This window comes from Leclercia sp. 1548, assembly GCF_050435045.1.
In the GTDB taxonomy this organism is placed as follows: domain Bacteria; phylum Pseudomonadota; class Gammaproteobacteria; order Enterobacterales; family Enterobacteriaceae; genus Enterobacter; species Enterobacter adecarboxylatus.
The window spans coordinates 75,941-94,318 of record NZ_JBNDJP010000006.1 but is presented as its reverse complement, the minus strand read 5'-3'; the positions used below and the strand labels follow the sequence as shown (position 1 = coordinate 94,318).

Here is an 18,378-nt window from a genome sequence, read left to right as displayed (position 1 = left end):
CTGATAAGACAACGTCTCCCGTAAGAGTACAGGAGACGTGTCGGTCAGGCAGCTTATTATTTACCGATCATGGTGGACATCGTCTGGGCGATAAACTGCGCCCGGGCGCCAAAGATAACCTGGATGCCAGAGTCACCGACGAAGACCACGCCGCGTGCGCCGAGGCCATTCAGACCGTCTTTATCCACCATCTCGCTCTTCGCCACTTCCAGACGCAGACGGGTGATGCAGGAGCCGACAGAGTCGATGTTCTGCGCGCCGCCCAGCAGGCCGATAATTTCGGTGGCGATTTCGTTGTCGGTCTTATCATCCGCGTTAGCCGTCACTTCGGTGCGGCCCGGCGTTTTCACGTCGAAACGACGGATCACAAAGCGGAAGGTGAAGTAGTAAATCAGCGCCATCGGAATACCGATGATAATGGCGTTGAGGAAGTTGGTCTGGTAGCCGTTAAACGACGGCAGGATCCCGAACGACAGGTAGTCGATAAAGCCGGCAGAGAAGGATTTGGCGATATGCGCATGCATCAGGTACATGGTCATGTAGGCCAGGCCCGCCATGATGGCGTTAAAGACATAGAGGATCGGTGCCACGAAGATAAAGGTGAACTCTACCGGCTCGGTGATCCCGGTCAGGAAGCAGGTCAGTGCCGCAGAGAACAGGATACCGGCAGCGATCTTTTTATTTTTGGTGTGCGCTTCGTGGTACATCGCCAGACAGGCGGCAGGCAGCGCGAACAGCATCAGCGGGAACTCCCCCTGCATGAACTTACCGGCGTTCTGGTAGGTATCGCTGCTGAAGGATTTGGTGCCTTCTTCCAGCATTTTGAACCAGATAGTCTGGTCGCCGTGAATCACCTGGCCTGCCTGCGTGGTGTAATCCCCGAACGAGTACCAGAAAGAGGGGTACCAGATGTGGTGCAGACCCAGCGGGATCAGCGCGCGTTCCACCAGACCAAAGATAAAGGTCGATGCCGCCTGGTTATCCCCGTTCACCACCACCGACAGGGCGTCGATACCGGCCTGGATATGTTGCCAGATATAAGGCAGCAGCAGGCCCATCACAAAGGACAGGAACGCCGTGGCAATGGCGACAAAACGCTTACCGGAGAAGAAGCCGAGGAACTCTGGCAACTGCATGGTGTGGAAGCGGTTGTAACACCAGGCGGCGAGAATACCGCACAGCAGGCCGCCAAAGACGCCCATCTGCAGTGTCGGGATGCCCACCACCATGGCGTATTTACCGCCCTGGGAGGCCATCTCCGGCGTAATGCCGAGCACGGTGCCGATGGTGATATTGGTGACAAATACCGCCACCGCCGCTGACAGCGCCGCGATACCGGATTCAGATGCCAGCCCCACGGCCGAGCCGATGGCAAACAGCATCGGCAGGTTATCAAAGATAACGCCGCCCGCATTCATCATCAGCGGCAGGTGGAACTTATCCCCGAAGGCCAACAGCAGGCCCGCAGCAGGAAGCAGTGAGATTGGCAGCATTAAGGCGCGACCAATCATCGATAATTTCGACAGCGATTTAACAAACCCTGATATCAGACTCATGCTGATTTCCCCCGAGTGCGCTCTGTGAGCGCTTGTTATAGTGAGTAGAACGTTTTAGTAGAACGTTCTACTTATCGTGAGGAAAGCCTGAATTTCGCGCAACTGAATTTTCACATTTCAACAGATGAAATAGTGATTATTTGAAGTCGATCGATAATTAACCGTGATGGTCGTGGGGGATTGTTGAGGGAAGCTGCCGGGTGGCGGCTGGCGCCTTGCCCGGCATGGCGTTTGACTCCTCTCCGTTTGGGGGAGAGGAGGGGTAAGCGCACTCAGGCAGTAATGGTGACGCTCTGGCCTTCAAAACTCACGGTCTGCCCGGCAACAATCTTGCAACGTTTGCGGGTTTCAACCTTACCGTCAACCTTCACCAGACCATCAGCAATGACGATTTTGGCCTGGGCACCGCTTTCGCTCCAGCCTTCGAGCTTCAGCAGATCGCACAGCTCAACGTGCGGATGTTTTCCTAATGAAAAAGTGGCCATCTTACGCTTCCTCTACGTCGTGATACTCTTCGCATGCCTGCAAAGTATTCTGAATCAGTGTTGCTACGGTCATCGGGCCTACGCCACCCGGTACCGGCGTGATGTAAGAGGCGCGGGCGGCAGCATCTTCGTAAACCACATCCCCCACCACTTTGCCGCTTTCCAGACGGTTAATCCCTACGTCGACGACAATAGCGCCTTCTTTGATCCACTCGCCCGGAATAAAGCCCGGCTTACCCACGGCGACGATCAGCAGGTCGGCATTTTCGACGTGCTGACGCAGATTTTTGGTAAAGCGATGGGTGACGGTGGTGGTGCAGCCAGCCAGCAGCAGCTCCATGCTCATCGGACGGCCCACGATATTGGACGCGCCAATCACCACGGCGTTCAGGCCGTAGGTGTCGATGTTATAACGCTCCAGCAGCGTGACGATGCCGCGCGGGGTACACGGACGCAGGCGCGGCGCACGCTGGCACAGACGGCCAACGTTGTACGGGTGGAAGCCGTCCACATCTTTGTCAGGCGCGATACGTTCGAGCACCTTCACGTTGTCGATGCCCGCAGGCAGCGGCAGCTGTACCAGAATGCCGTCGATCTCGTTATCGGCGTTCAGGGTATCAATCAGCTCAAGCAGCTCTGCTTCGGATGTGGTTTCTGGCAGATCGTAGGAGCGGGAGAGAAAGCCCACCTCTTCGCACGCTTTGCGTTTGCTGCCGACATAAATTTGCGATGCCGGGTTGCTGCCGACCAGCACAACGGCCAGCCCGGGGGCGCGTTTTCCAGCGGCCCGACGAGCTGCCACTTTTTCCGCAACCTCAGAGCGCACCTGCTGCGCAATCGTTTTACCGTCAATAATCTTTGCTGCCATCAGAGAGAAGATTCCATCTGTAAGGAGTGAAAGGGGGGATGAGCATATTTTGTCAGAAGCGCGCGCTGCTGTCAGTCACACTTTGCGGATTTTCCTGTTAAGCGGCGTTGTTGTCGGGCATAGGTATGAACTGCAAGGGGATTGTACTAAAATCCATTGACTCATCGGTCATTGACCGTATAATTCCACGCGCTTCACCACTGCGAAGACATTCTTCTCTGTGCGCCCTTAGCTCAGTTGGATAGAGCAACGGCCTTCTAAGCCGTAGGTCAAAGGTTCGAATCCTTTAGGGCGTGCCATTCGCATCATAACGTCGCATTTCTCCGTCTCTTCGTGTTTCTTATTAGAACCAGATTGAAATCATGTCCGGTATTGCGCATTACCATTTACACGAGCAGAGCGTTCACACGCAGCAACTGGCCACGCTATCGGCTCAGGCGCCCGCTGCCGGAATGACGCAGACCAGCGTACCCGCCTCCTTTCAGCAGGTAACACTCTCTTCCCAGCCGATCATCGCCCAGCCTGCGGCAAGCACATCGCAACCCGCTGACCACCGCCAGACATCGGTTACCGCCACACCCGCCTCGTTTGAGCAACTGGGGCAGTACGCCAGCCTGCAGGGCTGGAGTGAAAATCAACTGGCGCTCATGAACCGCTTGCCCCAGTACCGAAACAGCCACACCGGGCCTGCATGGTCGCCCGTCGGGGGCGTTCGCGGCATCCGCAATAACAACCCCGGCAATCTGGAAGCCAGTTGGGCCTTTACCTGGCAGGGGCAGAACGGCACCGACGGGCGCTTCGCTACCTTCGCCTCTCCTGAGCATGGGATCCGCGCTCTGGGCGTAAACCTGCTCGCCTACCAGCGGCGTGGACTGGATACCATCAGCAAAATTATCTCCCGCTGGGCACCGCCGCAGGATAATAACAATACCACCGCCTATATACAGAACGTCAGCCAGGCGCTCGGCGTAACACCGACGACCCGGCTGGATGTCGCCTCGCCTGACGTCTTAACCGCCCTGAGCAAGGCCATTATTCATCAGGAAAATGGGAACGTGCCGTTTTCCGATGAGACGATCGCAAGCGGCATCGCCTCGGCGCTGGGAATGGCGGCGCTGTCGGAAAGCCCGACGCCGGTTTTGAAAGCGACAGATGGAGAACTTGCGAGTAAGGGCAATAACCCGATGGATAAGCTTACTGGCCGGTAACGGCTAGCAAAACCCCCGGCATAAATCGCTGTGCTAAAGGCATACATGATCGGCCTGGGCTATTGACTCCCCCTTCAGACAGACATTCAGGGGCAAGCTTTCCCGAAGACGATCACGCTATCGACCCGCCACAAATCTCTATTCCCGCCACACCTCACAGCGGCGTGTTAACCAACCGCACCTCTCCGAACCTCTCTTCCACGACAGGATAACCCCGAGCCATTACCGGGATGTTTTTGAACCGCTTTTTTACTTTGTGACCCTGTTTACACTTGATTACAGAAGGATAATGAGTATAGTTCTCATTCTCTTTAGTGTTTGTGGGCGCGTAGGGACTTTCCCGCATCAACAGTGAGTGCAGATCTCACACGGAACACTGAGTGTTAACGGTGGACGCTGCACAGGCCTGATGGCCCGAAATCACACTTCTAATCGCAATGTATATGCGACGCAGACGTCCACCTCAAATTCGATTTGCACGGTAAAGGATGTTCCTGATGTCAAAAAAATTGTCCGCCCTGGCGCTGCTGGTTGCTGTCTCACTCAGCGGCTGCGCCGCTCAACACACCGCGACCACCGCTCCCGCTGCTGATGCCCCGAAACCTGCCGCCCCGGCGCAGACCAACGTCGTTAAACGCGATCTGGCTGACGGCCTGTACGAAATGGTTATGAGCCCGAAAGGCGATGCGCTGTACGTTGCCAGCTCGGAAGGTTTCAAGGATGTGCAGGGCGGGGTGGTGTACAAGCTCGATCCGGCGACCCTGAAAACCATCGGCCGCAGCCATACCGATCTGAAAAACTTCGCCCTCGCGATCTCTGAGGACGGCCAGACCCTTTATACCACCAACTCACTGGACGGCGGGATCAGCGCCATCAACACCGCCGATGGCAAAGTGAAACAGCGCCTGCTGTTCACCGAGCGCAACAAAGAGGGCTTCCCGTACGGCGCGCGCCAGGTGCTGCTGCATAACGACGTGCTCTACATCGGCGGCGTGGCCGATCCGGCGGTGATCTGGGTGGTAGATGCAAAAACACTGAAGCTGAAAAAGACCATCCAGAACGCGGGCCAGTGGGTCACCGGTCTGATGTGGTCTGAACAGACCCAACGCATCTACGTGGCGAATGGCGGGGGAGAGATTCTGATCCTGGATCCTAAGCGCAACCGCATTGAAAAACGCTGGAAGCCGCTCGGGGATAAACCGGCGCTGCTGCTGAACCTCGCGGAAGACAGCGCGACGGGCCGCCTGTTTGTCACCGACAACTCGAAAGCCAAAACCACCCTGGTGCTGGACATCCATACCGGTGAAATCATTAAACAGCTCGACGTCGGCGACTCGCTGGCGGTGAAGTTCAACGCCAAACGCAACGAGCTGTACATCACCCAGCGTGAAAGCGGCAAGCTGCTGAGCCTCGATGCCACCACCTATGCCGTCAAGCAGACGTGGGATCTGCCGCCGAACCCGAACAGCCTGCTGCTGTCGGCTGACGGCCAGACGCTGTACGTCACCGTTAAGCAGGCGTTCAACAAAGACCACTCGACTAACGGGCCGGACAGCGTTGTGCGTATCGCCCTGAAATAAGCTTTCTCATAACAACTCAGGCCCGGCAACGGGCCATTTTGCGCGAAATTTGAACGAGTTAATCATGAACCACACCAGAAAAATGAACAAAACGCTGCTGGCACTCGCTATAGGCGCCATCGCCCATTCCGCGGTGGCAGCGGAGAGCAAAAAAGAAGAGACCATCGTGGTGCAGTCTGCCGCCAGCGATTTTAAACCCGGCGGCGACCAGCTGGTGCCAGCCTTCCTGGACGGGCAGGTGGCGAACGGCGGTCGCATGGGGATGCTCGGTCAGCAAAATGCGATGGACGTCCCCTTTAACATCATCAGCTACACCTCCAAACTGGTGGAAGATCAGCAGGCGCACACCATTGCTGACGTGGTGGCTAACGATGCGGGCGTCCAGTCCGTACAGGGCTACGGCAACAGCGCAGAAAGCTATCGCATTCGTGGCCTGAAGTTCGACGGGGATGACATGACCTTCGGCGGCCTCTCCGGCGTGCTGCCGCGTCAGGTGGTGGACGCACAGATGGTGGATCGCATTGAGATCTTCAAAGGTGCCAACTCCCTGATGAACGGCGCGGCCAGCTCTGGCGTGGGCGGCATGATTAACCTCGAACCGAAACACGCGGGGGCAACGCCGCAGGCGAAAGTGGGCGTGGACTACACCTCGGATTCGCAGATTGGCACCACCCTTGATGCCGGTCGTCGCTTCGGCGACAGCGACCAGTTTGGTGCCCGCGTCAACGTGGTGCACCGTGAAGGCGAAGCGCCGGTTGCTAACGACCGCCGCCGCACCACGCTGCTGTCCACCGGTCTGGACTATGCGGGAGATGACTTCCGTACCTCCGTGGACTTTGGGTATCAGAAGAAAACCTTCCATGGCTCGGAAACCGGGGTCAACATCTCTGGCGTAGATTTCGTGCCAGAGCCGCCGAAAAACGATCGCAACTACTCGCAGAAATGGGCCTATAGCAATATCGAAAACGAATTTGGCATGTGGCGCAGCGAGTACGACATCAGCGACAACTGGACCGCCTATACCGGTCTGGGGGCGCAACACGCCCATGAAGAAGGGTTGTACAGCGGTGCGAAGCTGGTGGATAAGAGCGGCAAAGCCACCGCGAGCCGCCTGGATACCAACCGTATCAGCGACAGCGTAAGCGGCATGGCGGGGATCCGCGGTAACTTTGCGACCGGCTTTGTGACCCATAAGGTTAACGTCGGCTACTCGGCGATGACCAAAAACGAGAAAATTGCCTGGAAAATGTCGGCGGCGAAGGATAACCCGGTCACCAATATCTACCACAACACCGGTGTGGATGCGCCACCGAGCACCAACTCCAATGGGGCGGGCGGTAACTACAGCGATCCGCTGACCAGCGGCCGCACCCGAACCCAGGGCTGGCTGCTGAGCGACACCCTCGGCGTGCTGGACGACAAACTGCTATTCACCGTCGGGGCGCGCCATCAGAAAGTGGTCATTCGCGGGTATAACAAAGTCACCGGCCTGGAAAACGCTGGCGATAGCTTCGACGGCGACCGCTGGATGCCTACCTATGGCGTGGTGTACAAACCCTGGGACGAAATCTCGCTGTACGCTAACCACACCGAAGCGTTGCAGCCGGGTAAAACCGCGCCTAACACCGCCATCAACTACGGCCAGAGCACCGGTATCGTCCACTCTAAGCAGAACGAAGTGGGCGTGAAGGCTGACTTCGGTCGCGTTGGCGGCTCGCTGGCCCTGTTTGAAATTAAAATGCCGTCTGCCATTCTCGACAGCCAGACCAAATATTACGGGCTGGATGCAGAGCAGCGTAACCGCGGCATCGAGCTGAACGTCTTTGGCGAGCCGACGCTGGGCCTGCGTCTGAATGCCAGCGCCACCTGGCTGCAGGCGGAGCTGACCAAAACCAACAACGGCGTTAATCAGGGCAACGATGCCATTGGCGTTCCGTCGTTCTACGGCGTGCTGGGTGCGGAGTATGACATCAAGCCTGTCGACGGCCTGACCGCCACCGCCCGTGTGAACCACTCCGGTTCGCAGTATGCCAATCTGGCCAACAGCAAAAAGCTGGACAGCTACACCACCCTGGATCTGGGCATGCGTTACCGCTTCGCGGTCAACAATGACCAGAACCAGATGACCGTTCGCGCTGGCATTGAAAACGTCACCGACGAAAACTACTGGTCAAGCGTTGACGACAGCGGCACTTACCTGTTCCAGGGTGAGCCGCGTACCTTTAAGGTCTCTGTCGGCTACGAGTTCTGAGTTCGACCCTCGTTATCGGGGCAGGGATGCCCCACCGTCCGCCTGTTATAAAAATGTAACAAATTGTTCTTATAGTGTTCCCACTTTGTCATTTCTTAGCCTAAAGAAAGGAAGCCATCGTGGGTAAACCTCTTAAGTCCGTATTCAAAAAAGAACATCGCGATGATGTCAGCAATCCCAGCGCTAACCCGGTATTTTCCACCGTGGCGGAGATGTTCCTCTCCCGCCGCCGTTTCCTGCAGATGGGTGCCGTTGCCGGTGCCGCCGCCTCTTTCCCTTTTTTACTCAAGCCTGAAAACGCTCTGGCCGCGGTGTCACAGCCTTCAGCCCTGAGCAAAGCGGTCTCGCTCGGTTTTACCAGCATTCCGGTCTCAACCGACGATGCGGTCAGGGTGCCCGAGGGCTACATTGCACGTCCTTTCTATCGCTGGGGCGACGCCACCGGCATCAAGGGCAATCTGCCAGCCTTCAAATTTGACGCCAGCAACACGACAGACGAGCAGGCGGCACAGGCGGGTATGCACCATGACGGCATGGCGTGGTTTAGCCTGCCGCAAGGGGAGCAGGATCCCGCCCATGGCCTGCTGGCGATGAATCACGAGTATATCGACAACGGTATGCTCTTTACCGACGGCACCGCCAACTGGAGCCTGGAGAAGGCGCGTAAAGGCCAGAACGCGATGGGCGTGTCGATTATCGAAGTGAAAAAGAGCGGCAGCGACTGGGAAGTGGTGCGCCCCTCCGGCTTTGCCCGCCGTATCACGGTAAATACCCCGATGCAGCTCACCGGCCCGGCGCGTCAGCAGGCGTTAATGAAAACCGCCGCCGATCCGCAGGGCGAGCAGGTGCTCGGCACCATGCAAAACTGCGCTAACGGTTATACCCCCTGGGGAACCTATCTCACCTGCGAAGAGAACTGGTCGGATATTTTCGTCAAAAAAAGCGAGCGTAACGCGCTGGAGAAGCGCTACGGCATCAGCGACAGCGATGAGTCCTACCGCTGGAGCGAGGTGGACGACAGGTTCAACGTGGATAAAACCCCTAACGAGCCGAATCGCTTTGGCTGGGTGGTCGAAATCGATCCGTACAACCCGAACTCCACGCCGCGCAAGCACACCGCGCTGGGTCGCTTCAAACACGAAGGGGCCGCCGTCACCCTGGCCGCCGATAAGCGCGTGGTCACCTATATGGGGGATGACCAGAAGTTTGAGTACATCTACAAATTTGTTTCCGACAACCATTACAATCCGGCGGATCGCGAAGCCAACATGCAGTTGCTCTCCGCTGGCACGCTCTATGTCGCCAGATTCAACGATGACGGCTCCGGCGAGTGGCTGCCGCTGGTGTTTGGCCAGAACGGCCTGGATAAGAGCAAAGGGTTCGACAATCAGGGCGACCTGCTGATTAAAACCCGTCTGGCGGCCGACGCCGTGGGGGCGACTAAGATGGACCGTCCTGAGTGGATTGCGGTCGATCCCCATAACAGCGGCAGCGTTTACTGCACGCTGACCAACAACAGCGATCGCGGCAAAGAGGGCAAAGCGCCGGTGGATGCAGCCAACCCGCGAGCAAACAACACGTTTGGCCACATCATGCACTGGCACGAAGAGGGCGGCGATCCGGCAGCGTTACGCTTTAAATGGGACATCCTGGTGCTGGCCGGGCGAACGGACACTGCGGATGAAAAGGCGAAAGGCAGCATGAAGGGGGCCGAATTTGGCAGCCCGGACGGCCTGTCGTTTGACCATCAGGGCGTGCTCTGGATCCAGACCGACGTCTCCTCCAGCACCATTAACAAGAAAGCCTATGAGGGGATGGGCAATAACCAGATGGTGGCGACCATTCCGGGCACCAACGAGTATCGCCGCTTCCTGACTGGCCCACGCGGCTGCGAAATCACCGGCATTGCGTTCACCCCGGACAACCGCACGCTGTTTATTAATATTCAGCATCCGGGGGAGGGCGGGGACGATATTACCGACCCGGCAAACCCGCGCGCCGTTTCTAACTGGCCGGATAACAATCCGCAAGGGCGTCCTCGCGCCTCAACGGTGGTCATCACCAGAGCGGACGGCGGTATTATCGGTTCGTGATAGCCTCCCGCCGGGCAGCAACCGTTGCCCGGCGTTTAACTTGCTCCCGTCTGCCTGAAGTGTTAAAAGGTGCCCCTTCCATAAAAAGAGACAGGGGTAAGACGTGAAAAACGCGTCATCCGCTTCAGGTACTGGTGTTACTGAAGCCTCGTCGGAACAGACACCGACGCTGCATCGTGGTTTACAGAACCGACATATTCAACTTATCGCACTCGGTGGCGCTATCGGCACCGGGCTGTTTCTCGGCATCGGTCCTGCCATTCAGATGGCCGGTCCTGCCGTGCTGCTGGGTTATGCCATCGCGGGCATTATCGCTTTTCTGATCATGCGCCAGCTCGGCGAGATGGTGGTAGAAGAGCCGGTATCCGGTTCCTTTGCCCATTTTGCCTATAAATACTGGGGGCCGTTCGCCGGTTTCCTCTCTGGCTGGAACTACTGGGTGATGTTCGTGCTGGTGGGGATGGCAGAGCTGACCGCCGCGGGCATCTATATGCAGTACTGGCTGCCAGAGGTACCCACCTGGATCTGGGCGGCGGTATTCTTCATCATCATTAACGCCGTTAACCTGGTGAACGTGCGCCTGTACGGAGAGACCGAGTTCTGGTTCGCCTTAATTAAGGTGCTGGCCATCATCGGTATGATCGGCTTTGGCCTGTGGCTGCTGTTCTCCGGCCACGGCGGCGAGCGGGCGACCCTCGACAACCTGTGGCAGCACGGCGGCTTCCTCGCGACTGGCTGGAAAGGGCTGGTGCTGTCGCTGGCGGTGATCATGTTCTCGTTTGGTGGGTTGGAGCTGATCGGCATTACCGCCGCTGAAGCGCAGGACCCACATAAAAGTATCCCGAAAGCGGTCAACCAGGTGGTGTACCGTATTCTGCTGTTTTATATCGGTTCGCTGGTGGTGTTGCTGGCGCTCTACCCGTGGGTGGAAGTGAAGTCTGACAGCAGCCCGTTTGTGATGATTTTCCACGATCTGAACAGCAACGTGGTGGCGTCGGCGCTGAACTTTGTGATTCTGGTGGCCTCGCTGTCGGTCTATAACAGCGGCGTCTACTCCAACAGCCGCATGCTGTTTGGCCTCTCCGTACAGGGTAACGCGCCGAAGTTTTTAACCCGCGTCAGCCGTCGCGGCGTCCCGGTGAACTCGCTGCTGCTCTCCGGGGGCATTACCTCGCTGGTGGTGCTGGTCAACTACCTGCTGCCGCACGAAGCCTTTGGCCTGCTGATGGCGCTGGTGGTCGCGACCCTGCTGCTGAACTGGATCATGATCTGCCTGGCGCACCTGCGGTTCCGCGCGGCGATGCGCCGCAAAGGACGCGAGACGCAGTTCAAAGCGCTGCTCTATCCGGCGGGTAACTATCTCTGTATCGCCTTCCTGGCGATGATCCTGGTGCTGATGTGCACCATGGACGGCATGCGCACCTCGGCCATCCTGCTGCCGGTGTGGATTGTGTTCCTGTTTGCGGCCTTTAAACTTTCCAGAAAGTAAAGCGTTGGCCCTCTCCCGGTGGGAGAGGGCTTCAGGCCGCACCATTCCCGTTTTCGCATTGCGGCGCGGCGCTTGTAACAGCCTACAAAAACCGTAAACCAGGTAAGCACAGCACTAACCGCAAAAATGCCGCAGGGTAATCAAAAATGAAACGCCACCCGCTTCCCGGTGGGCAGAATGACATCAATACTCACTTCACCCCCTAATGCCGTAACATAGCGTTTAAGCGTAGAAAGACGCGGATCATTATCCGGTTGCTCAATTTTCGCAACGGTAGGCTGTTTAACCCCCATCGCGGCAGCAAGTTCAGTTTGCGATATGTTGAGTTCTTCCCGGAGCTGGTTGAGCGCGACAATAATGCGCAGATCCTCAACTTTAGCGGCAATTCGCTCCTGACTTTCCTGGCTCTGCTGGGCCATGAGTTCTTTTAACGTAGCCATTCGGCCTCCTTACTCGCCAGATAATCGCTGAATTCAGCGTCAGCCATGGTGATCATATCTTTATAGAATCGCTTTTCATTTTTTCCCGTCTTATTTCCAGCACATAAAATTATGGCTTTACGAACAGAATCGAAGGCAAAAAAAGCACGAACCGGATCCCCTGCATGCTGAATGCGTAGCTCTTTCAAATTCGCGTAATGTGAGTTTTTAACTGTATCGACCCAGGGACGGCCCAGCTGTGGACCGTACTCTGAGAGGATATGCATTATAGCCAGGACATCTTCTTTCAAGGCTTGTGTCTGGTGGTTAAACCACTTGTCAAACGTATCCGTTGTTTCGACTTCCCACATAACTATTTCCTTATAGCCTTTTGGCTATAAAAGATTATAGCCAAAAGGCTATAACTGCAACTGCAACTATATTGCGGCGCGGCGCTCTCACAAGCCTGACAACCCCTATTCCGGGCAAGGCGCACCTCTCACCCGGCACCTGCTCGCCCCAATCCAAACCTTTATCGTGACCCTCCTCGCACTTCTGAATCGATCCACAGGATCTTTATTTTGTAATCGATTACTTTTCATTTGATACGGTTTGTAATCGATTACTTTTTAAGGGTGGGGATGATCATGGTGTCAACAACTGAAAGTAGTGGAAAGGTGATAGGGCAGCACCGGATGCTGGTGCCGCGCCTGTCGCTGATGATGTTCCTGCAATTTTTTATCTGGGGTAGCTGGTCAGTTACCCTCGGTCTGGTCATGACCCAGCACAACATGTCATTGCTGATCGGCGATGCTTTTTCTGCCGGGCCGATTGCCTCTATTCTGTCGCCGTTTGTCCTCGGCATGCTGGTGGACCGCTTCTTCGCCTCGCAAAAGGTGATGGCGGTAATGCACCTCGCTGGCGCGGCAATCCTGTGGTTCGTGCCGGGGGCATTAATTGCGGAAAACGGTGCGCTGCTGATCGGCCTGCTGTTTGGCTACACGCTCTGCTACATGCCGACCCTGGCATTGACCAACAACATTGCCTTCCACAGCCTGGCGAACGTCGATAAGACCTTCCCGGTGGTTCGCGTATTCGGCACTATTGGCTGGATTGTGGCCGGGATCTTTATCGGCGTGACCGGCGTGGCGTCCAGCGTCACCATCTTCCACGTAGCGGCGGCCAGCTCCGTCCTGCTGGCGCTCTATAGCCTGACGTTGCCGCACACGCCGGCGCCGGCCAAAGGGATGCCAGTGCAGATGCGCGATCTCTTCTGCGCCGACGCCTTCGCGCTGCTGAAAACCCGTCACTTCTTTATCTTCTGCCTGTGCGCGATGCTGATCTCCGTTCCGCTGGGCACTTACTACGCCTACACCGCGTCCTATCTGGCCGATGCCGGTATCGCTGATGTCAGTACCGCCATGTCCTTTGGCCAGATGTCTGAAATCTTCTTCATGCTGGTGATCCCGCTGCTGTTCCGCCGTCTGGGCGTGAAATACATGCTGCTGATCGGCATGCTGGCGTGGTTCGTCCGTTACGCCATGTTTGCCCTGGGCATGAGCGAAGAGGGACGTATCCTGCTGTATCTCGGCATCCTGCTGCACGGCGTCTGCTATGACTTCTTCTTTGTGGTGGGCTTTATCTACACCGACCGCGTGGCGGGCGAAAAGGTAAAAGGCCAGGCGCAGAGCATGATCGTGATGTTCACTTACGGTATCGGCATGCTGCTCGGCTCACAGATTTCCGGCGCGCTGTACAACCGCCTGGTGGCGGGGCAGACCGTTCCACAAGCCTGGGTCACCTTCTGGTGGATCCCGGCGGTGGCGGCTGCGGTCATCGCGCTGATTTTCCTCTTCTCGTTCAAATATGACGAAGAAAAGGCGCACTAACTGGAGGTGGTATGAGGACAATTAAAGGTCCAGGCATTTTTCTGTCGCAGTTTATCGGCGGGCAACACCCGTTTAACACGCTCGACGGGCTGGCAGGTTGGGCAGCGGAAAAAGGCTACAAAGCGTTGCAAATTCCCTGCAATCACAAGGCGATATTTGACGTGGAGCTGGCGGCAGAAAGCCAGACCTACTGCGATGAGATAAGCGGCAAGCTGGCGCAGCACGGACTGGTGGTAAGCGAGCTGTCCACCCATCTGGAAGGTCAGCTTATCGCCGTGAATCCGGCCTATGACGAGGCGTTTGATAACTTCGCCCCGCAGGCGGTGCGCGGTAATGCCGCTGCCCGCCAGGCGTGGGCCACCGATATCGTGAAAAAGGCGGCGGTCGCATCGGCACGGCTTGGGTTGACCGCCCATGCCACCTTCTCGGGCTCGCTGGCCTGGCCGTGGATGTATCCCTGGCCGCCCCATAACGAGGCGCGTTTCCAGGAGGCGTTCAGCGAGCTGGCCCGCCGCTGGCGTCCGATTCTGGACGCCTTCGACGAGCAGGGGGTGAATGTCTGCTATGAGATCCACCCCGGAGAAGATCTGCACGACGGCGTGACCTTCGAGCGTTTTCTGGCGCTGGTGGATAACCATCCGCGCTGCAACATTCTCTACGATCCGAGCCACCTGCTGCTACAGCAGATGGATTATCTGGCCTTTATCGACCACTACCATACCCGCATCAAGGCGTTTCACGTTAAAGATGCCGAGTACCGCCCCAACGGACGCAGCGGCGTGTATGGCGGCTATCAAAGCTGGATTAACCGCGCAGGGCGCTTTCGCTCGCCGGGCGACGGGCAGATCGATTTCAAGGGCATCTTCAGCAAGCTGACGCAGTACGACTACGACGGCTGGGCGGTTCTGGAGTGGGAGTGTTGCCTGAAAGAGGGCGATACCGGCGCACGGGAAGGGCGTGAGTTTATCTCCCGCCACATTATTCCGGTCTCCGACCGGGCGTTTGACGATTTCGCCGCAGGAGAACTTCATGATTAACGTCGGCATTATCGGCAGCGGCTTTATCGGCCCGGCGCACATCGAAGCCCTGCGCCGTCTCGGCTTTGTGCAGGTTGTCGCCCTGTGCGACGGCACCCAGGCACAGGCCGAGGAGAAGGCCCGGGCACTGAACATCCCCCATGCCTACGGCAGCGTGGAGGCATTGCTGGCGCACCCGGATCTCCACGTGGTCCACAACTGCACGCCAAACCATCTGCATGCGGAGATCAACCGCCAGATCCTGCGTGCCGGGAAGCATGTCTTTTCCGAAAAACCGCTGTGCATGACCCCGGACGAGGCGCGGGAGTTGGTTGCGCTGGCGGAGCAGGCGGGCGTGGTGCACGGCGTGAGCTTTGTTTATCGCCAGTTTGCTATGGTACGCCAGGCGGCGAGCATGGTGGAGGCGGGCACGCTCGGACGGCTGTTTGCCGCCCATGGCAGCTATTTGCAGGACTGGATGTTGCTGGAAACAGATTACAACTGGCGTGTCGACGCCGCGCTCGGGGGGGCGTCGCGTGCGGTGGCCGATATCGGTTCCCACTGGTGCGACACAATCCAGTTTATTACCGGGCGGCGCATCACTGAGGTCATGGCTGACCTCTCTATCGTCTGGCCGACCCGCAAGGCGAACGTGGCCGGTCATCAGACCTTCAGCCAGGCAGCCGACGCCGTCTATGAAGACAAACCCGTCACCACCGAGGATTTTGGCTCGGTGCTGTTCCGCTTCGACGATGGCAGCAAGGGCAGCTTTAACGTCTCGCAGGTGAGCGCCGGACGGAAAAACCGCCTGAGCCTGGAGGTGAACGGCAGCGACGGCTCCGTGGCCTGGGATCAGGAGGTGCCCCAGCAGCTGTGGGTCGGCCATCGCGCGCAGGCTAACCAGACGCTGACGGACGATCCGGGGCTGATGAACCGTGACGTGGCCGACAGCGCCCACTTCCCGGGCGGCCACATCGAAGGCTGGCCGGATGCGTTTAAGAACATGATGGCGCAGTTTTATCGGGCGGTACAGGCGGGCAGGATGCCCGAAAAGCCGCTGTTTGCCACCTTCCATGACGGGGCGAACGTGATGTATATCATTGATGCCATAGTGAAAAGCCATCAGCAGCAGCGCTGGGTCAGCGTCGCGCAGTAACACCTTGCCCGGTACGCCGGGCAATGAATTTATGGTAGCCTGCTGCTAACGCTAACTGCAGGATCACTCGTCGCTATGTCAATTCAGAAAATCGCCCAACTGGCGGGCGTCTCGGTGGCGACGGTATCGCGTGTGCTGAATAACAGCGATACCGTCAAAGCCAAAAATCGCGATCGCGTCTTGCAGGCGATTAAAGAGGCTAACTATCAGCCCAATCTTCTTGCCCGTCAGCTGCGCACCTCGCGCAGCTTTATGATCCTGGTGATGGTTTCCAACATTGCTAACCCGTTCTGTGCTGAGGTGGTGAAAGGCATTGAGGAGCAGGCAGAGAAAAACGGCTATCGCATTCTGCTGTGCAACTCCGGCTCCGATATTGAACGTTCCCGTTCAGGGCTAAGCCTGCTGACCGGCAAAATGGTCGATGGCATTATCACCATGGATGCGTTTACCCGGCTCACCGAGCTGGCGGCGCTGATTGGCGATGCGCCCTGGGTGCAGTGCGCTGAATATGCCGATGCGGGGGCAGTCTCCTGCGTCGGCATTAACGACGTCGATGCCTCCCAGCACGTGGTCAGCCGCCTGGCCGACGGCGGGCGTCAGCGTATCGCCCTGATCAACCACGACCTGAGCTACAAATATGCCCGCCTGCGCGAGCGGGGCTACAAAAGCGTGCTGCACCTGCGCGATCTATCGTATCAGGCCATTGAGTACGCCAGCGATCTCAGCGCGGCGGCCGGCATGGCGGCCATGACCCGACTACTGGCGGCGGAACCGCGCCCGGATGCGGTTTTTGCGGTGTCCGATACCCTGGCCGCTGGTGCGTTGCGCGCCATCGAAAAGGCCGGTCTGCGTATCCCGCAGGATATCGCCGTGGTGGGGTTCGACGGCACTGAACTCTCTGAAATGGTCTCGCCGCCGCTCAGCACCATCAAGCAGCCGTCGCGGGATATCGGGCGTAAGGCGGTCGATCTGCTGCTGAATAAAATCGACAACCCCGACGCCCCCACCGAACGGGTGATGATGAACTGGCGCTTTATTTCCCGCGCCAGTAGCTGAGTTATTTCGCCAGAACGCCTGCCAGTGAGCGAATATCGTTTCCGGTCGGCGTCTGGTGAATGCGCAGACCAAATTCATCAATCACCGCGAAAATATGGTCGAAAATATCGGCCTGAATGGCTTCATATTCCGCCCAGATCACGGTGTTGGTAAACGCATATATTTCAATCGGTAGCCCGTTGGCGTCCGGTGCTAATTGCCGCACCATCAGGGTCATATCCTGGCGAATACGCGGATGGTTGCGCAGATATTCATTCAGGTAGGCGCGGAAGGTGCCAATATTGGTCATCCGGCGCATGTTCAGAACCGAATCACCTTCGCCATTCTCCTGATTCCACAGCGTAATTTCTTCGTGGCGCGTGGCCATATAGGGCTTCAGCAGCTTCGCCTGTATTAACTGCTGTTGTTCCTGCTCGTCGAGAAAATGGATGCTGGTGGTATCGATGTTCAGGCTGCGCTTAATGCGCCGTCCGCCAGAGGCCGACATGCCGCTCCAGTTGATGAAGGCATCGGAGACCAGCGCCCAGGTCGGGATAGTGGTGATGGTGTTATCGAAGTTACGCACCTTGACGGTGGTCAGGCCGATGTCGGTCACCGTACCGTTGGCACCGTATTTCGGCATCTCCAGCCAGTCGCCGAGCTTGAGCATGTCGTTGGCGGAGAGCTGAATGCCCGCCACCAGCCCTAAAATGGGGTCTTTGAACACCAGCATCAGCACCGCCGCCATCGCCCCCAGGCCACTAATCAGAATGGCGGGGGACTGGCCGATCAGCAGGGAGATAATCAGGATCCCCACCAGAATGGCGCTCACCAGCTTAATGCCCTGGAAAATCCCCTTCAGCGGCAGCTGCGAGGCGGTGGCCATTTTTTGCGACAGATTGAAGATCACGTCCAGCAGCGAGAAAAACGCCAGCAGGGCATACACCATTACCCACAGCTTTGCGCAGGTGGTGAGTATTTCTGCCGCATCGCTGCCTTTTTGCAGCCACAATACCGCCTGGACATTGACGATTATCCCCTGCAGGGTAAAGGCCAGACGGTGAAATAACTTATTCTCGGTAATGATTTGCAGCCATAAATGGCTGCTGGCCCGGGCGCGTTTTTCAAAAGCCCGCAGCACGATTTTGTGCAGAATAAAGTGAATAATGACGGCGGTAAGAAAAATAATGCCAAAGATGATCGCGATTGAAGTGGTGTGATTAATTTCAATGCCTGACTCTTCGATCAGGGAAATGAACTCCTGCATAACGTCTCCTGTATTAATGCAGCCGCCATAATGGCGGCTGCGGATCTATTATGCAAATTCGCAGGC

15 protein-coding genes and 1 tRNA gene are annotated in these 18,378 nt (G+C 57.3%); 10 read left to right on the top strand and 6 right to left on the bottom strand.

Translation table 11 applies throughout. From position 1 onward, the window contains the following. Positions 1 to 56: 56 nt before the first annotated feature. From ABIE02_RS16565 to folD, 3 genes are all read right to left on the bottom strand, one after another. Positions 57 to 1,556: a PTS transporter subunit EIIC gene (locus ABIE02_RS16565; protein WP_032616912.1), complete on the bottom strand. Its 1,500-nt coding sequence runs from the start codon at positions 1,554 to 1,556 to the stop codon at positions 57 to 59. Positions 1,557 to 1,828: 272 nt separating this feature from the next. Further along, entirely contained in the window at positions 1,829 to 2,041 is a 213-nt protein-coding gene (gene ybcJ, locus ABIE02_RS16560) for a ribosome-associated protein YbcJ (RefSeq protein WP_032616913.1), read from the bottom strand. Between the two features lies 1 nt (position 2,042). Further along, a complete protein-coding gene (gene folD / locus ABIE02_RS16555; RefSeq protein WP_032616914.1) occupies positions 2,043 to 2,909 on the bottom strand; it encodes a bifunctional methylenetetrahydrofolate dehydrogenase/methenyltetrahydrofolate cyclohydrolase FolD in 867 nt (288 codons plus the stop codon). A 222-nt stretch (positions 2,910 to 3,131) separates the two neighbouring features. Between folD and ABIE02_RS16550 the strand changes: the two genes are divergently transcribed. From ABIE02_RS16550 to pheP, 6 genes are all read left to right on the top strand, one after another. Beyond that, positions 3,132 to 3,208: transfer RNA gene (locus tag ABIE02_RS16550), tRNA-Arg, on the top strand. A 63-nt stretch (positions 3,209 to 3,271) separates the two neighbouring features. Continuing rightward, positions 3,272 to 4,117, top strand: a complete 846-nt coding sequence (locus ABIE02_RS16545) for a hypothetical protein (RefSeq protein ID WP_117385907.1) — start codon at positions 3,272 to 3,274, stop codon at positions 4,115 to 4,117. Positions 4,118 to 4,614: 497 nt separating this feature from the next. Then, on the top strand, positions 4,615 to 5,697 hold the full coding sequence (locus ABIE02_RS16540) for a hypothetical protein (RefSeq protein ID WP_077226220.1): 1,083 nt from the start codon (positions 4,615 to 4,617) through the stop codon (positions 5,695 to 5,697). 64 nt (positions 5,698 to 5,761) lie between these two features. Beyond that, positions 5,762 to 7,948: a TonB-dependent receptor gene (locus ABIE02_RS16535; RefSeq protein WP_130589210.1), complete on the top strand. Its 2,187-nt coding sequence runs from the start codon at positions 5,762 to 5,764 to the stop codon at positions 7,946 to 7,948. Positions 7,949 to 8,067: 119 nt separating this feature from the next. Beyond that, complete coding sequence (locus ABIE02_RS16530; RefSeq protein WP_130589209.1) at positions 8,068 to 10,041, top strand: PhoX family protein; 1,974 nt, start codon at positions 8,068 to 8,070, stop codon at positions 10,039 to 10,041. A 103-nt stretch (positions 10,042 to 10,144) separates the two neighbouring features. Further along, complete coding sequence (gene pheP, locus ABIE02_RS16525) at positions 10,145 to 11,530, top strand: phenylalanine transporter (protein WP_077226217.1); 1,386 nt, start codon at positions 10,145 to 10,147, stop codon at positions 11,528 to 11,530. A 140-nt stretch (positions 11,531 to 11,670) separates the two neighbouring features. Here the strand turns inward: pheP and ABIE02_RS16520 are convergent, their stop codons facing one another. Together ABIE02_RS16520 and ABIE02_RS16515 are read right to left on the bottom strand one after the other, a co-directional pair. Then, on the bottom strand, positions 11,671 to 11,970 hold the full coding sequence (locus ABIE02_RS16520; protein WP_059308573.1) for a helix-turn-helix domain-containing protein: 300 nt from the start codon (positions 11,968 to 11,970) through the stop codon (positions 11,671 to 11,673). Next, positions 11,958 to 12,320 (bottom strand): type II toxin-antitoxin system RelE/ParE family toxin, encoded by a 363-nt coding sequence (locus ABIE02_RS16515; protein WP_317518908.1) that lies wholly within the window; start codon positions 12,318 to 12,320, stop codon positions 11,958 to 11,960. The genes ABIE02_RS16520 and ABIE02_RS16515 overlap by 13 nt, the downstream gene beginning before the upstream one ends. Before the next feature lie 276 nt (positions 12,321 to 12,596). Between ABIE02_RS16515 and ABIE02_RS16510 the strand changes: the two genes are divergently transcribed. From ABIE02_RS16510 to ABIE02_RS16495, 4 genes are all read left to right on the top strand, one after another. Beyond that, complete coding sequence (locus ABIE02_RS16510) at positions 12,597 to 13,838, top strand: MFS transporter (RefSeq protein WP_077226245.1); 1,242 nt, start codon at positions 12,597 to 12,599, stop codon at positions 13,836 to 13,838. A gap of 11 nt (positions 13,839 to 13,849) precedes the next feature. Continuing rightward, positions 13,850 to 14,875, top strand: a complete 1,026-nt coding sequence (locus ABIE02_RS16505) for a sugar phosphate isomerase/epimerase family protein (protein WP_059308572.1) — start codon at positions 13,850 to 13,852, stop codon at positions 14,873 to 14,875. Continuing rightward, positions 14,868 to 16,010, top strand: a complete 1,143-nt coding sequence (locus ABIE02_RS16500; RefSeq protein WP_077226215.1) for a Gfo/Idh/MocA family protein — start codon at positions 14,868 to 14,870, stop codon at positions 16,008 to 16,010. The genes ABIE02_RS16505 and ABIE02_RS16500 overlap by 8 nt, the downstream gene beginning before the upstream one ends. Positions 16,011 to 16,085: 75 nt before the next feature. After that, entirely contained in the window at positions 16,086 to 17,066 is a 981-nt protein-coding gene (locus tag ABIE02_RS16495; protein ID WP_032616924.1) for a LacI family DNA-binding transcriptional regulator, read from the top strand. Position 17,067: 1 nt separating this feature from the next. On the opposite strand, the gene ABIE02_RS16490 is transcribed toward ABIE02_RS16495, so the two are convergent. After that, positions 17,068 to 18,312, bottom strand: a complete 1,245-nt coding sequence (locus ABIE02_RS16490; RefSeq protein ID WP_077226214.1) for a mechanosensitive ion channel family protein — start codon at positions 18,310 to 18,312, stop codon at positions 17,068 to 17,070. Positions 18,313 to 18,378 lie beyond the last annotated feature (66 nt).